The sequence below is a fragment of the Citrobacter sp. Cpo074 genome, from assembly GCF_030332745.1.
Classification (GTDB): domain Bacteria; phylum Pseudomonadota; class Gammaproteobacteria; order Enterobacterales; family Enterobacteriaceae; genus Citrobacter; species Citrobacter portucalensis.
On sequence record NZ_JAOWHG010000038.1, the window covers coordinates 20206 to 36654 of the forward strand.

Annotated in this window: 7 protein-coding genes; 5 read left to right on the top strand and 2 right to left on the bottom strand. The window is 53.9% G+C overall.

The features are described 5' to 3' along the window. The first annotated feature begins 17 nt into the window (after positions 1 to 17). The 3 genes from nadK to bamE all read left to right on the top strand — a co-directional run bounded on the left by nadK (position 18) and on the right by bamE (position 3137). Positions 18 to 896, top strand: a complete 879-nt coding sequence (gene nadK, locus OGX83_RS21950) for an NAD(+) kinase (protein ID WP_032944608.1) — start codon at positions 18 to 20, stop codon at positions 894 to 896. Between the two features lie 85 nt (positions 897 to 981). Next, positions 982 to 2643, top strand: a complete 1662-nt coding sequence (gene recN, locus OGX83_RS21955; RefSeq protein WP_008785523.1) for a DNA repair protein RecN — start codon at positions 982 to 984, stop codon at positions 2641 to 2643. A 149-nt stretch (positions 2644 to 2792) separates the two neighbouring features. Further along, positions 2793 to 3137, top strand: a complete 345-nt coding sequence (bamE, locus tag OGX83_RS21960) for an outer membrane protein assembly factor BamE (protein WP_008785524.1) — start codon at positions 2793 to 2795, stop codon at positions 3135 to 3137. Between the two features lie 50 nt (positions 3138 to 3187). Here the strand turns inward: bamE and OGX83_RS21965 are convergent, their stop codons facing one another. Both OGX83_RS21965 and ratA read right to left on the bottom strand, forming a co-directional pair. Then, on the bottom strand, positions 3188 to 3484 hold the full coding sequence (locus OGX83_RS21965) for an RnfH family protein (protein ID WP_008785525.1): 297 nt from the start codon (positions 3482 to 3484) through the stop codon (positions 3188 to 3190). After that, positions 3468 to 3911 carry a type II toxin-antitoxin system toxin RatA gene (gene ratA, locus OGX83_RS21970; RefSeq protein ID WP_003826396.1) on the bottom strand — a complete coding sequence of 148 codons (444 nt, stop codon included), beginning with the start codon at positions 3909 to 3911 and terminating at the stop codon, positions 3468 to 3470. The genes OGX83_RS21965 and ratA overlap by 17 nt, the downstream gene beginning before the upstream one ends. A gap of 154 nt (positions 3912 to 4065) precedes the next feature. Here ratA and smpB point away from each other — a divergent pair, with 154 nt between their 5' ends. Next, a complete protein-coding gene (smpB, locus tag OGX83_RS21975) occupies positions 4066 to 4548 on the top strand; it encodes an SsrA-binding protein SmpB (RefSeq protein ID WP_003031211.1) in 483 nt (160 codons plus the stop codon). 583 nt (positions 4549 to 5131) lie between these two features. Continuing rightward, positions 5132 to 16351: a BapA/Bap/LapF family large adhesin gene (locus OGX83_RS21980; protein WP_286589174.1), complete on the top strand. Its 11220-nt coding sequence runs from the start codon at positions 5132 to 5134 to the stop codon at positions 16349 to 16351. Positions 16352 to 16449 lie beyond the last annotated feature (98 nt).

Here is a 16449-nt window from a genome sequence, read left to right on the forward strand (position 1 = left end):
ACAAGGACCTCGAGAAAATGAACAAACATTTCAAGTGTATTGGCATTGTGGGGCATCCACGTCACCCCACTGCATTGACCACACATGAAATGCTCTACCGTTGGCTGTGCGCCAAAGGTTATGAGGTTATCGTTGAGCAACAAATCGCCCACGAGCTGCAGCTGAAAAATGTGAAAACCGGTACGCTCGCAGAGATTGGCCAGCAGGCAGACCTCGCCGTGGTAGTCGGCGGCGACGGCAATATGCTGGGCGCCGCACGCACCCTGGCACGTTATGACATCAAGGTTATTGGCATTAACCGCGGTAATCTCGGTTTTCTGACCGACCTTGACCCAGACAATGCTCAACAACAGTTAGCTGACGTGCTGGAAGGCCACTACATCAGCGAAAAGCGCTTTTTACTTGAAGCCCAGGTGTGCCAACAGGATTGCCAGAAGCGTATTAGCACTGCGATCAATGAAGTTGTGTTGCACCCCGGAAAAGTGGCGCACATGATTGAATTTGAAGTCTATATCGATGAAATTTTTGCCTTCTCCCAGCGTTCGGACGGCTTGATTATTTCCACACCGACCGGCTCTACCGCCTATTCGCTCTCTGCCGGAGGTCCGATCCTGACGCCTTCGCTGGATGCTATTACGCTGGTCCCGATGTTCCCGCATACACTTTCCGCACGACCGCTGGTGATCAACAGTAGCAGCACCATTCGCCTGCGCTTCTCTCATCGCCGTAACGATCTGGAAATCAGTTGCGACAGCCAGATCGCCCTGCCTATACAGGAAGGTGAAGACGTATTAATTCGCCGCTGTGATTATCATCTGAACCTGATACACCCAAAAGATTACAGCTATTTCAACACATTAAGCACTAAACTAGGCTGGTCAAAAAAATTATTCTAATTTAACGCCAACCTCTTTACTGTATAAAAAACCAGTTTATACTGTATGTAATTACAGTTATGGTTTTTCATACAGGAAAACAGCTATGTTGGCACAACTGACCATCAGCAATTTTGCTATCGTTCGTGAACTTGAGATCGATTTCCAGAACGGAATGACCGTTATTACCGGTGAAACCGGTGCGGGTAAGTCCATTGCCATTGATGCTCTCGGTTTGTGCCTGGGCGGACGCGCAGACGCCGACATGGTACGTGCAGGCGCTACGCGAGCCGACCTCTGCGCGCGATTCGCCTTAAAAGACACCCCCGCGGCTCTGCGCTGGCTGGAAGAAAACCAGCTTGAGGAAGGCCGTGAATGTTTGCTGCGTCGTGTTATCAGCAGCGATGGACGTTCACGCGGCTTCATTAACGGCACTGCCGTACCGTTGTCACAGCTGCGCGAGCTGGGCCAGTTGCTTATTCAAATCCACGGTCAGCATGCGCATCAGCTCCTGACAAAATCAGAACACCAAAAGTCTCTGCTGGATGGTTACGCCAATGAAGCGTCCCTGACTCAGGAAATGGCTGCGCGCTACCAGCTGTGGCACCAAAGCTGCCGTGACCTGGCGCATCATCAACAACAGAGTCAGGAACGCGCAGCCCGGGCGGAACTGTTACAATACCAGTTAAAAGAACTGAACGAATTCAACCCGCAGCCGGGTGAATTTGAGCAAATTGATGAAGAGTACAAGCGTCTGGCTAACAGCGGGCAATTGCTCACCACCAGCCAACAGGCGCTGGCTATCCTGGCGGATGGCGAAGACATCAACCTGCAAAGCCAGCTGTACACTGCAAAGCAACTGGTCACTGAACTGGCAGGCATGGACGGCAAACTTTCCGGTATCCTGGATATGCTGGAAGAGGCCACGATCCAACTCAGCGAAGCCAGCGACGAGCTGCGCCACTATTGCGATCGTCTGGATTTGGACCCTAACCGTTTGTTCGAACTTGAACAGCGTATTTCCAAACAAATCTCATTGGCCCGCAAGCATCATGTTGCCCCTGAAGCGCTGCCACAGTTCTATCAGTCATTGCTGGATGAACAACAGCAGTTAGACGATCAGGCCGACTCGCTCGAAACCTTAACCCTGGCGGTGAACAATCACCACCAGCAGGCTCTGGAAACGGCAAAAATGCTGCACAAACAGCGCCAGCATTATGCTCAGGAGCTGGGACAACTGATTACAGAGAGCATGCATACTCTCTCAATGCCGCACGGTGTCTTTTGCATTGATGTGAAATTTGAGGAACATCATTTGAGCGCAGACGGTGCCGATCGCGTAGAGTTTAAAGTGACCACTAACCCAGGCCAGCCGTTGCAGCCGATTGCGAAAGTGGCTTCAGGTGGGGAACTGTCGCGCATTGCGCTGGCTATTCAGGTTATTACCGCACGCAAAATGGAAACACCGGCGCTGATTTTCGATGAAGTGGATGTCGGTATCAGCGGCCCGACTGCTGCGGTAGTGGGAAAAATGCTGCGTCAGTTGGGCGAGTCAACTCAGGTAATGTGCGTTACTCACTTGCCGCAGGTTGCTGGCTGTGGTCATCAACACTTCTACGTCAGCAAAGAAACGGATGGCGCGATGACCGAGACACACATGCAGCCGCTTGATAAACGCGCTCGCCTGCAGGAATTAGCCCGCCTGCTTGGCGGTAGCGAAGTGACGCGCAATACCCTCGCAAATGCAAAAGAACTGCTGGCGGCATAAACTTTTTTACCTTGTTAAGGTCTGAGTTCAACATAAAATCGCCGATCGACCCGACAGCAAAAGGTTTTAAAGTGGTGAAAGGTCTATTATCATCGGCATATTACATATGAGCCGCGTACTGCTCGGGCCCGAAAAGGAATCAAATCACTATGCGCTGTAAAACGCTGACTGCTGCTGCAGCAGTACTACTGATGTTGACTGCAGGCTGTTCCACTCTGGAGCGAGTGGTTTACCGCCCTGACATCAACCAGGGAAATTATCTGACACCTACCGATGTCGCCAAAGTGCGCACGGGTATGACGCAACAGCAGGTTGCTTATGCTCTGGGTACACCAATGATGTCCGATCCTTTTGGCACTAACACCTGGTTTTATGTGTTCCGTCAGCAACCTGGTCATGAAGGCGTAACCCAGCAAACACTGACGCTGACCTTTAACAGCAGCGGCATTTTGACGAACATTGATAACAAACCTGCTTTGACCGACAACAAGTAGGATTAACAGATCAAAAAAAGGTGCTCAATGAGCACCTTTTTTATTGTCTGCTATTTTTTAGCAGATTTCTCTGCTCGCTGTCTGCGCAGCTCTTTCGGATCGGCAATCAGTGGCCGGTAAATTTCCACCCTATCACCGTCCTGGAGAACATCAGCAAGCTTTACCGGACGGCTGTAAATGCCCACTTTATTTTTGCTGAGATCGATATCGGTACGTAATTCCAGCAGCCCGGAAGCGCGGATAGCCTCTTCCACCGTAGCGCCCTGTTGCAGCGTCACACGCTGTAGATACTGTTTCTCGGGTAGCGCATACGCCACTTCAACGACAATCTTAGCTGACGCTGACACTGTAAACCTCTTTCGCGCGGACCGTGAAGGCCTGCACCATGTTCGAAGCCAGCTCTTTAAAGATACGACCAAATGCCAGCTCGATTAACTTATTGGTAAACTCAAAATCGAGATGAAATTCAATGCGGCACGCTTCATGACTCAGTGGCGTAAACTTCCATCCGCCAATGAGTTTCTTGAACGGTCCGTCGACCAGATGCATCAGGATGCTCTGGTTACTGGTCAATTGATTGCGCGTGGTGAACGTTTTGCTAATCCCTGCTTTCGAGACATCCACCGCCGCGGTCATCTGTCCCGGAGTCGACTCCAGCACACGGCTACCGGTGCATCCCGGTAAAAACTGGGGATAGGATTTAACATCATTCACTAGCTGATACATCTGTTCCGCACTGTAAGGTACTAAAGCGGTCCGGCTAATCTGAGGCATAACAATTTCCATCAATATCAATCACACAAATAATACCATTTATCCCCCGCTAAAAAAAACGCTATAGCCTAACTCGTGCTAAGATAGCGCCTTGCGCCCCGCTGGATGAAATGGGGTGTTTTTCGATTCCAGATTACCTATACTGAGCGGCATTATGACGAAGAAAAAAGCACACAAACCTGGCTCAGCCACAATCGCGCTTAACAAGCGCGCACGACACGAATACTTTATTGAAGAAGAGTTCGAAGCAGGACTCGCTCTGCAAGGTTGGGAAGTCAAATCCCTGCGGGCGGGTAAAGCTAACATCGGCGACAGCTACGTCATCCTTAAAGACGGCGAAGCGTTCCTGTTTGGCGCCAACTTCACGCCAATGGCTGTTGCCTCAACGCATGTGGTATGTGATCCCACCCGTACCCGTAAGCTGTTGTTAAACCAACGTGAGCTCGACTCCCTGTATGGTCGAATGAATCGTGACGGTTATACCGTTGTTGCGCTTTCACTGTACTGGAAAAATGCCTGGTGCAAAGTGAAAATTGGCGTCGCGAAAGGTAAGAAACAGCACGACAAGCGCTCCGATGTGAAAGAACGCGAATGGCAGTTAGATAAAGCGCGTATTATGAAAAATGCTGGTCGCTAAACGCTATTCTCCTGTGACCAGTCTCTCATCCTGAGACTGGTTCTTATTTTTTAGTTATTGAAACCCACTCAATACATTCATCAGGTTTATGGTTTATTTGTGCTGAATCGTTCAGGTATGAAATAAACTCCCCTGGCATTACCGTAGCGCCCCATAGTCTAATAAAATAAAACTTCAAGACCATGTCACCTATATTCAAACTTATTCAATAACACTATTATTACTGTTGTTTATTATATCACCTCTCATTTCAATTAAAATACAAAACCTTTAAATACAATAAGTTAACTAAAAATAAATCATTAAATACACACCGGAAAGTATACTTTTCAATTAGCCAAATATATTTTTAATATGGATAAGTTGCAGAATACATTCTTTCTGACTATATCATCTAATACGAAAGAACTATTCAGCTAACAGGGCCCGAACGTATTTGATAAGTAAATGAACCTCTGCATGACCTAATCAATGTAATTACATGTGTAAATTCATCTTTATGGTGAACGGGGCCCCTGTCTGCTCATTTTCCCAGCGCGCTGTTGCGGATTAATACTCCCGACATGCCATCAGGAGTGAACATATGCGTCTACTCGCCGTTGTATCAAAATTAACTGGCGTTTCCACAAATGTTGAATCCTCTGAAGTTACGCTCAGTTCGCCTTCTATCGTGAAACTGTCGGTGTCACGTGAGGAGGTAAGTCAACTGACTCGCGTGAATCAGGATCTGGTTGTCACTCTCCGCTCAGGTGAAACCATCACCATTAAGAACTTCTATGTCGGAAAAGGTGATGCACAAAACCAGCTTGTTCTGGAAGACAGTAATGGCGCGCTGTGGTGGGTTCAGGATACTGATGGGGCATTCCATTTCCAGCATCTGGACGATCTCACTCCGCTAATGACTGCCGAGGGAAGCCATGAAGGCGGCGCCGTCTGGCCGTGGGTTCTTGGTGGGATCGCGGTCGCAGGCGGAATTGGCCTCGCGGCGGGTGGTGGAGGTGGCGGCGGTGGTGGCGGCGGGAGTGATAATAACGCCGGCAACGGAAATGGCGGAAATGGCGGAAATGGCAACGGTAATGGCAACGGTGGTAATGGGGATGGTGGTTCACCGCCAACAACAACCCCTAACATGCCTGACGTACCCGTTATCACCAGCGTAATCGATAACCAGGAGCTGATTACTGGCCCTGTTAATCAGCAGGAATCCACCAACGATAATACGCCTACTCTCCAGGGCACCGGTCCCGCAAATGCCACATTGCATATTTTTGATAACGGCGTCGAAATAGGCCAGGTCACTATCGATGCCAACGGCAACTGGTCGTTTACGCCATCCTCTCCACTCGCAGACGGTACCCACAAGTTTACCGTCAGTGCATCAGACGGTACGGGCAGCAGCGACATGTCGGACAGTTGGGTGATTATTGTCGATACGCTTGCCCCCGACGCCCCTGTGGTCACAGAAGTAACTGACGATTCAGGCTCCATTAAAGGCTTGATAGGTAATAACGGTGTAACCGACGATGCCACGCCAACCCTCACAGGCACTGGTGAAGCGGGCTCTTACATCAGCATTTCTGATAATGGCATTCTGATTGGCATGGTTCAGGTGGATGACAATGGTAACTGGACGTTTACACCTGACACGCCGCTTAGCGACGGTGTTCATAATCTGACGCTGACGCAAACTGACGATGCGGGTAACGTGAGCGCGGAAACGAGTGTACCGACATTCACCGTCGATACTACCCCGCCTGAAGGCGCGGTCATTTCCTCCGTAAACTTGCAAGGCACCGAGGTAACCGGTAGTGCTGAGGTAGGAAGCCAGGTCATTATCATCGGTAGTAATAATCAGGTTTTGGGGTCAACTACCGTTGATCAAACCGGCAATTTCGTCATCGCGATTTCACCTTCACAGACGCACGGTGAAGCGCTGATCGCGAAGATTCAGGACCAGGCAGGCAACGTCGGGCCAGACACGTCCTTCAATGCCACCAACTCTGGCTACCCGGGCGTGCCTGTTATCATCAGCATTGTGGATGATGTTACCCCCTCAACTGGGCCATTGAACAATAATCAGGCCACCAACGACCCAACGCCTACGATCTCGGGTACCGCAGACGCCAACAGCACGGTTAACATTTATAACAACGGCGCGCTTGTTGTAAGCGTGCTTGCCGATTCCAGCGGCAACTGGACCTGGACCTCCAACACCAACTTGCAGGACGACTCATACTCCTTCACCACCACAGCAACCAACCACCTGGGCACGGGAGGAACGTCAGCGGCATTCAATATCACTATCGATACTCAGCCACCGTCAGCTCCGGACGATCTGAACGTATCTGCCGACGGCTCTGTCGTCACCGGTACAGCCGAACCAGGAAGTACCGTGACCATCAATAATAATAACGGTCTTCAGATCGGCAGCGGCGTCGCCGGAACGGATGGCTCATTTACCATCACCATTAACCCGCCTCAGACCAATGGTGAAACCATTACCGCTATCGCCACCGATCCTGCCGGGAACCCAAGCCTACCGGAAACCGCGCTCGCGCCAGACATCACGGCCCCGCTGCCGCCAGCTAATCTGGTGATTAATCCTACAGGCGATCAGGTTACCGGCATGGCGGAACCCAACAGTACGGTACATATTCTGGATCCTGGTGGCGCGATAATTGGAACAGTAACCGCCGGCTCGAACGGAGAATTCACCGCCACGCTGGTTCCGCCGCAGACCAACGGAGAACATCTTGTCGCCAACGCGACGGATGCTGCTGGCAATACCAGCGGCAACAGCGCGATTACCGCCCCGGATACCACGGCGCCTGACGCGCCAACCGGCGTCACCGTCGCCGGGGACGGTGGTTCTGTAAGCGGACATGCTGAAGCGGGAAGCACCGTCACTGTAAAAGACAGCAATGGTATTCAGATCGGCACAGGCCAGGCCGACAGCGGCGGCAACTTCACGGTGTCGATTACGCCGTCGAAAATGAACGGCGAAACGGTAAAAGTTACCGCAACGGACAGTAGCAATAACGAGAGTCAGCCAACTTCCGCGGTGGCTCCGGATATTACCGCCCCCGGAACACCCATCATCACCGCCGTGACGGATGACCAGCCCATGTACCAGGGCCCTCTCAATAACGGCGATGTCACCAACGATAGCAAACCTAAGCTGGAAGGCACCGCCGAAGCAGGTTCTCAGGTCAAAATTTACGATAACGGCACCCTGCTGACGACCGTTGTCGCTGATATCAACGGTAACTGGAACTATACGCCAGTCTCGGCGCTAAGCGAGGGCGCTCACATCTTCACGGTGACCTCCACAGACGCCGCGAATAACACCAGCAGCGCGGCAAGCTGGAAAATAATTGTCGATACAATTGCGCCAACTGTTCCAGTGATAACGTTGGTTAACGATGACGTTGGCAGCATTACGGGCAGCGTTGCAAATAACGGTTGGGTCACCAACGACAATACGCCAACCATCTCGGGTACCGGTGAGCCAGGTTCACTGGTAAACCTGTACGATGGCATTCAGTTATTGACGGTTATTCTTGTCGACAGCTCGGGTACCTGGAGTTATACCGTTCCGGGGAATCAGGTGCTCAGCGATCGCACCCATCAGTTTACGGTATCGGCAACTGATGCCGCCGGTAATGTCATCACCTCACCCACAGTGGTCAGCGTTACCGTAGATACCCAACCGCCAGGCGCTCCTGTCATTTTGGCTGCTACCGACGACGTTGGGAATGCACCGATCGATCTGCCTACCGGAAGCCGTTCAAACGATACCTTGCCAGAGCTGAAAGGAACCGGAACAGACGGTTCTAAGATCACTCTTTATGATGGAGCTACGCCAATTGGAAGCACGACTGTTTTGCCCGGAGGCACCTGGAGTATTCAACTCGACCAACCGCTCAGTGAAGGCACACACAATTTATCCGCTATTGCCACGGACGTTGCAGGCAACGCCAGCAATGCCGGGACCTTTACGCTAACGATTGATACCACCCCACCAGCAGCCCCGGTTATCAGCTCCGCAGAAGGTCTGATTGGCACAAATCTACAAACGCTGAGTAACGGCAGCAGTACCAAGAGCTTGAATCCCGAACTCTCCGGAACCGGCGAGCCCGGCGCGAAGATTACGATTTATGATAATGGCGGTTCCATTGGTACCGTCACCGTACAGCCAGACGGCACCTGGACATTTACCCCAACCTCACTCGCCGACGGGCCGCATAAGTTCACCGCTACAGCGACTGACGTTGCAGGCAACACGGGGATCCCATCGGCCAGCTTTACCTTGACGGTAGACAACACACCTCCCGCACAACCAGCCGCGCCAATCATTACCGACGATGTGGCTCCAGTAACGGGTGTGGTCACTAACGGCAACACCAACGATACCACGCCAACCTTTAGCGGCACGGGGAACGTCGGAGATTTGATTACCGTTTATCTGAACGGCACTCCCCCTTTGCAGGGAACGACAACAGTAGGTGCAGACGGAACCTGGAGCTTTACTCCGCCAGCACCGGTTACTCCAGGTACTTACCAGGTAACCCTCACCGCAACCGATCCTGCAGGCAACGTCAGCCAGCCATCAACAGCTATAACACTGAACATCGACACGACGCCGTCTGCGCCGCCGGTGATTATCGCCGCCAATGATAACGTCGGCGATATCATGGGTGACCTTGCACCCAACGCCGTGACCGATGACACCACGCCAACCATTCGTGGTACAGGTGTCAATGGAGACATCATCACTCTGTATAACGGCGGTACGGTGATCGGTACTGCAACGGTGGCAGGCGGTACCTGGAGTATTACCCCCGGGACTGCGCTGGCAAACGGGAGCTACACATTAAGCGCTACCGCAACAGACCCCGCAGGTAACGTCAGCGACAATTCAAACAGCATTTCGTTTACGGTTAACAACACGAAGTTAACGTTGCCGCAGGTCACGGATATCCAGGATAACGTTGGCGTCTTTACCGGTTCGCTAACCAGCGGCAGCGTCACGGACGATACAACGCCAACCATTAGCGGTACCGGCACACCGGGCAGTACGGTTTTGATTTTCGATGGTAACAATCCCATCGCCATTGCGACAGCTACCGTTGCTGCTAACGGCAGTTGGAGTGTGGATGTCCCCCTCACGCCCAATATCACTCACAAACTGACTTTCGGCGCCGTGGATGACGCAGGTAACTCACTGGCAGCAGATAACCCGCTGACGTTGATTGTCGATACCCTGCCGCCTGCAACGCCTACGGTTACCAGCGTAGACCCGAACGGTACGCTGGTTAGCGGCTCTGCCGATCCAGGCAGTACCGTCATCATTCGCAGCGGTACTTCGATCCTCGGCCAAGGGATCGCTGACGATTCAGGTAACTTCGCTGTCACAATTTCGCCAGCGCAAACAACCGGTCAGGCGCTCAACGCCATCGCTCAGGATCCCGCCGGAAATCAAAGCGACCCGACAACGTTTAGCGCTGCTACCTCCAGCGTTCCTCATCCACCAACGCTTGAGATCGTTGATGACATCGCGCCCATCATGGGGGTGATTGGCAACGGTAAAACCACCAATGACACCTTACCACTGCTGCAAGGGACTGCCACTGCAGGAGCGACTGTTAATATTTATGTAAATGGTGTTTTGCAAGTTCCATCGGTAATAGCCGACGTTGTTTCTGGCGCATGGAGTTATCAGTTACCCGCCCCACTAACTAACGGTGCAACCTATAACTTCACTGTGTCGCAAACCGTCGGTGGCATACCCAGCGGTCAGTCCCCCAACTACGCTATCACCATCGACACGACGGCACCGCAAGCGCCAACGATCACCAGCATTATCGACGATGTTGCCCCCGGCACTGGATCGTTGGATAAAGGGCAAATTACAAATGATTCACGTCCGACGCTCAACGGAACTGGCGAACCCGGGGCAACCATTACCCTCTACGATAACGGTGTCGCTTATGCCACAACGACCGTAAACAGTAACGGATTCTGGAGCTTTACCCCGACAGCACCGCTGGGAGAAGGCGATCATCTCTTTACCGCCCGCGCGTCGGACGCCGCTGGCAACCTGGGAGATCCATCCAGTGATTTCCGGATCATTGTCGATACCCTGGTACCGAATGCGCCATCTATTGTGACGGTCACGGACAACCTTGGTACGATCCAGCCCCTGACCTCAGGGCAGTTGACCAATGATAATACCCCAACGCTTGCTGGCGTTACCGAGGCGGATTCGGTTGTTACCATCCGCGATAATGGCACGGTAATCGGCACAACCACCAGCGACGAAAATGGCAACTGGAGCTTTACGCCTGCCCCTGCTCTCGGAGAAGGAAGCCACTCGCTGACTGCCAGCGTTACAGATAACGCGGGTAACATTAGCCCGACAACGCCACCATTTGTGGTCGTCGTCGACACGCTGGCGCCAGTTGCACCGAGCATTACCTCAGTAATTGACAATCAGCCCGGCAATACCGCGCTGACCAACGGACAGCTTACAAACGATGCGCAGCCTACCCTGAACGGCAAAGGCGAGATTGGCGCCATCATCACGATCCGTGATAACGGCGCTGAAATAGGTACAACTCAGGTGGACGAGTCAGGTAACTGGAGCTTCACTCCGGATGCTCCGCTGGGACAGGGGCAACATAATTTCACCGTCGTTGCCACAGATCAGGCGGGAAACACAGGCGGAGTATCATCATCGTTTACTATTGAGCTGGACTCTATTGCCCCGTCAATACCGGTCATCAGTTCGGTGCAGGACAATACTGCGCCGACAACCGGGCCTATCTCCAACGGGCAAATCAGCAACGAAAGTCGCCCGGCGCTCAGCGGTACCGGTGAAATTGGCGCGACCATTACCGTGCTGAGCGATGGTCAGCCGATTGGCACCACCATCGTCGGCGCAGGCGGAAGCTGGAGTTTTACACCCTCCGCGGCATTGGGTAACGGCCAGCATACTCTGACCGTCACGGCTACAGATAGCGCAGGCAATACCAGTCTGCCTTCTGGTGGCTTTACCTACACCGTCGATACTATGGCACCGACAGCACCAGTGATTACTCAGGTTGCGGATGATGTCGGCCCGCTGATCGGTAATCTGAACAACGGTCAGGCCACGAACGATCCACTCCCGACGCTTAGCGGTACGGCTGAAGCCAATTCCACGGTGAGAATTTACGATAACGGATCGTTTATCGGCTTTACCACAGCGGATGGTACGGGCGCCTGGACCTTCACACCGGGAACCCAACTTGGCAATGGTAACCACGCGCTGACGGTAACAGCCACCGACGCGGCCGGAAACATCAGCCCGACATCTGCAGGATTTAACATCGTTGTTGATACCGTCGCCCCGCTTGCGCCAACGATTATCCAGGCGTTTGATGACGTGCAGCCGGGAACCGGAACGCTATCGAACGGAGCCTCTACCAACGACACCCGTCCCGTACTCAGCGGTTCAGCGGAAGCCGGTGCCCGGGTAGCTATCTACGATAATGGCGCGCTGCTGGCAACGGTGACTGCGACGATAGACGGCACCTGGGAATATCTGACCACCACACTTGGCAACGGTCAGCATGTGTTTACCGCCATCGCCACCGACGCCGCAGGGAACGTGAGTCCTGTCTCAGGTGGGTTTACGATTAATGTCGACACCATTGCACCATCCGTCCCGCTGCTGGTCTCTGTGGTGGATGATATCGCAGGCGGCGTATTCAATGCAGCGCTCAGCAACGGACAGCTGACCAACGATGCGCGCCCGACGCTGAACGGCACCGCCGAGGCAGGCAGTACCGTCAGCATCTATGACGGAAGCACCCTGTTGGGTACCGCGCTGGTACAAAGCAATAACAGTTGGTCGTTTACCCCAACCACACCGCTGGCGAATGGATCGCACACCTTCACTGTCACCGCCACTGATGCGGCGGGCAACACCAGCGGCGCGACGGCAGGCTTTAGCGTGGTAGTTGACACCACGGCACCGACGCAGCCTTCAATCAGCAGCATTATTGATGATATTGGGCCAAATACCGGGCCGATTGGCAGCAATCAGCCGACCAACGACGCGCGCCCAACGTTAAACGGCAGCACGGAAGCCAACGCGCGAGTTGATATTTATGATAACGGCAGCTTTGTCACCAGCGTAACGGCGGATGGCAGCGGCAACTGGAGCTACACCCCGACTACCGCGCTGGCACAAGGTACCCACTCGTTTACCATCACCGCAACGGACAGCGCGGGTAATACCAGTGGTATATCGTCTGCGGCAGCGATCGTGGTCGATACCGTTGCCCCAGGTATCCCAACCGGGCTGGCGGTAAACGCCAACGGCACCGCGCTCACCGGCGTTGCCGAGCCAAACAGCACGGTCATTATTACCTCCAGCGGCGGAACGGTGCTCGGCACGGCAACCGCCAACGCCTCCGGTAATTTCACCTTCACTCTGAACCCACCGCAAATCAGTGGGCAAACTCTGATGGTCAGCGCACAGGATGCCGCAGGCAACATCGGTACGGCGGGTAACGTGCTGGCACCGTTTACCGGCGTACCACCTGCGCCTGTTATTGCCAGCGTGCTCGATGACGTCGGCACTATCATGGGACCCGTCGCTCCCGGTAAAACCACCAATGACACCCTGCCAACGCTCAGCGGAACGGCGCAAGCTAACGCCGTCATCAATCTGTACAACAACGGCGTGCTAATGGGCTTCACGACCGCAGACGGTAACGGGATCTGGAGCTTTACCCCATCCGGTGCACTCAGCGAAGGTAACCATGCGTTTACCGCCACGGCAACCAACGCCAACGGCGCAAGTGGGTTGTCCGGTTCGTTCAGCGTGATCGTGGACACCACGCCACCGACCGCGCCAACGATCCTGATCAGCGCCGATGGCGGTACCGTCAGCGGCGTCGCCGAAGCGGGAAGCACAGTCACCATTTCTCTGCCCGGCGGCACCAGCGTGACGGCAATCGCCAACAGCAGCGGTGTCTACAGCGTCAACCTGCCGGTTCGCCAGATTGAAGGGCAGTCGCTGTCCGCCACGGCGACCGATGCGGCGGGAAATACCTCATCGCCGACAAACGCTCTCGCACCAGTATTGCCGCTGCTGGCTGAAGACAATGTCACCAGCCTGCCACTACAAACCGATGTCACCGTCAGCACCGAGCATCAAAGCGATTATGGTTTCCTGTTGGTCAATGCGCTGGGAAATGTCGCCAACGTGCTGGGGAACGATACGGCAAGCGTGAATTTCAGCATCGCTTCTGGCGGCAGCGGATCCATTACAATCAATGCCGCAGCGACCGGCGTGGTGCTGTCGCTGTTAAACACACTTGAAGTCGTCATCCAGCGCTTTGACACCGCGCTGAATGCCTGGGTGACGGTGGTGGATACCGGAAAACCAGACTTTGCCAGCCTCCTCACTCTGGGCGCCTCAGGCGTAACGCTCAATTACAGCGGACTGACTGGCGGTGATTACCGCGTGGTCAGCTACAACACCAACCTGCTGGCGACCGGGGCATACACCAGCCTTGATGTCTCAGTGGTAAAAGCCAGCGCAGGAACCATCACCGGCGGTACTACCGAGTCTGGCAATATCATCACCGATACCGATCCCGCCAACGGGCAGGATAATGCACCTTCCGGCACGCTGGTCACCGCCATCACCGACGGTAACGGCAACGTCGTGAACATCCCGGTGGGCGGCATTGATGTGCAGGGGAAATACGGCATCCTGCATATCAATCAGAACGGTAGTTACACCTATACCCTGACCAATACGTCAATCTCGGTGTATGGCCGTTCCGAAAGTTTCACCTACACGCTGACGCATGGCAGCGATCACTCCTCGGCAAAACTGGTGGTAACGCTCGGTCAGGCGCCCACCACCAGTACGGTAACCGCGGCAGACGATGTGGCTGCGCTGACTTACGGGACGCAGGTCATCGCGGTTGATCATGGCACATCACAGCAAACCGGCTTCACCCTCGCCAACGTCGGACTGGGCAATGTGCTGGATGTCAGTCTGGTTAACGGTTTAACCAATCCGATCAAATTTAATGTGGATGATGGCGCAACCCGCACGCTGACCGTCAAGGCCAGCGTTCTCGGCGTCACGGTTGGCGGTTTTGATCTCTATGTTTATCGCTTCAACGAGTCCATTCAGCAGTATGAGCAGTTCCGCGTGAAGCCCAACTGGGTCACGGCGCTGCTAGGAGGTAGCTCAACGGATTACACCATCACCCTGCCTGGCGGTGACTATCTGTTCCTGCTTAACGCCTCCGGCGGTCTGACGCTGCTGACCAGCTATACCCTGAATATCCAGGCCGATCACACCTACGCCGTCGACAGCCTGAGTGCGACAACCAATGGAAACCTGCTGGTCAACGACTCGGCTCCGGCCAATACCGTTATCACCGAAGTTAACGGTGTCACCGTAAACGGAACGGGTACAACCACCATTAACGGGCAGTACGGCACGCTGACTATTGATGCGAAAGGGAACTACACCTACACGCTGAGAAGCGGACTGGGCGCAGACGGTATCAATACGCCGGACAGTTTCGTGTATAAGGTCAAAGCGCCAAACGGCGATACCGGCAGTGCATCGCTGAATATCAAACCAACCCCACAGGCGCTGGATGCAGTAAATGACGTCAGCAGCACGATGGCGGTTAGTACCCAGGCGGATACTTCCCGGTCGTTTACCGACGACAGCGTCGGGAACGCCAGCTGGAGTGCCCAACTCCTTTCACCCACCTCAAAAAGTGGTACTGGCGTCATTGAAATCGCTACGGGAACGGCGGTGCAAAACGCCATACTGCATTTTAACGTCGCGTCAGGTCTGACGCTGGGCGGGCTGACCGTCACCTGGGCGCTGTATGACAGCAACAACATCAAGATTGCCGGTAACTCTTTCAATGGCGGATTGCTGGTTGGTGGCAATATCGATATAGCCTTGAGCGGGATCGTACTGCACCCCGGCAACTATCGCCTCGACTATACCGGAAGCGTCGGGGGGCTGGGGCTGGGGAATATCACCATCACCCCCAGCGTGAAAGGTACGATAATCGACCTGCAAAACTTCGAGACTTCCATAGCGAACAGCGTCACCGGCAATATTTATGACGGAGACCATATTGCCAGCGTGCATACCTTGCTGACGGTGAACGGCACGGGCGGCAGTACCGCCACGCTTGATCCGCTGAGTAGCACGACCAGCGCCATCATTAACGGGTTGTACGGCAAACTGACCATTGGCATTGATGGTCATTACACCTATGCCCTCAACAGCGATGTCTCGCTCTCCACCATCGTCACCAAAGAGACATTTACCTACACCCTTAACGACCAGAATGGCCATACCGATACCGCTACGCTGACCATCAATATGAATCCGCAAGTGGTGAGTACCGTCGATGCCGATCGCCTGACTGGCAGCGCCTACGGCGATACGCTGATTTATCACCTGCTCAACGCCAACGACGCTACCGGCGGCAACATTAGCAATGGTGCTACCGACACCTGGACCAACTTCTCACTGGCCCAGGGTGACAAAATCGATATCGGCGACCTGCTGGTGGGCTGGAACGGGCAGAACGCTACGCTCGGCAACTACCTCACCGTAACCACCAGCGGTAACAACACGGTGATTGCCATCGACCGCGACGGTACGGGCAACACATATCACTCAACCAATCTCATAACGCTGGAGAACGTACACACCACGCTCGATGAGCTGGTGCAACAAAATCACATCGTGCCCTGACGTTAACGCAATGCGTTAAAGCGCCATAACTACAGCCCCGGATGCCATGACGTCCGGGGCAATAACAGTCGTCGCTGCCGTATTTTGTAAGGGATAAA

Bases quoted from the DNA above. Each gene is read 5' to 3' on its own strand.
- nadK (WP_032944608.1), top strand. From the start codon at position 18: ATGAACAAACATTTCAAGTGTATTGGCATTGTGGGGCATCCACGTCAC.
- recN (WP_008785523.1), top strand. From the start codon at position 982: ATGTTGGCACAACTGACCATCAGCAATTTTGCTATCGTTCGTGAACTT.
- bamE (WP_008785524.1), top strand. From the start codon at position 2,793: ATGCGCTGTAAAACGCTGACTGCTGCTGCAGCAGTACTACTGATGTTG.
- ratA (WP_003826396.1), bottom strand. From the start codon at position 3,911: ATGCCTCAGATTAGCCGGACCGCTTTAGTACCTTACAGTGCGGAACAG.
- smpB (WP_003031211.1), top strand. From the start codon at position 4,066: ATGACGAAGAAAAAAGCACACAAACCTGGCTCAGCCACAATCGCGCTT.
- OGX83_RS21980 (WP_286589174.1), top strand. From the start codon at position 5,132: ATGCGTCTACTCGCCGTTGTATCAAAATTAACTGGCGTTTCCACAAAT.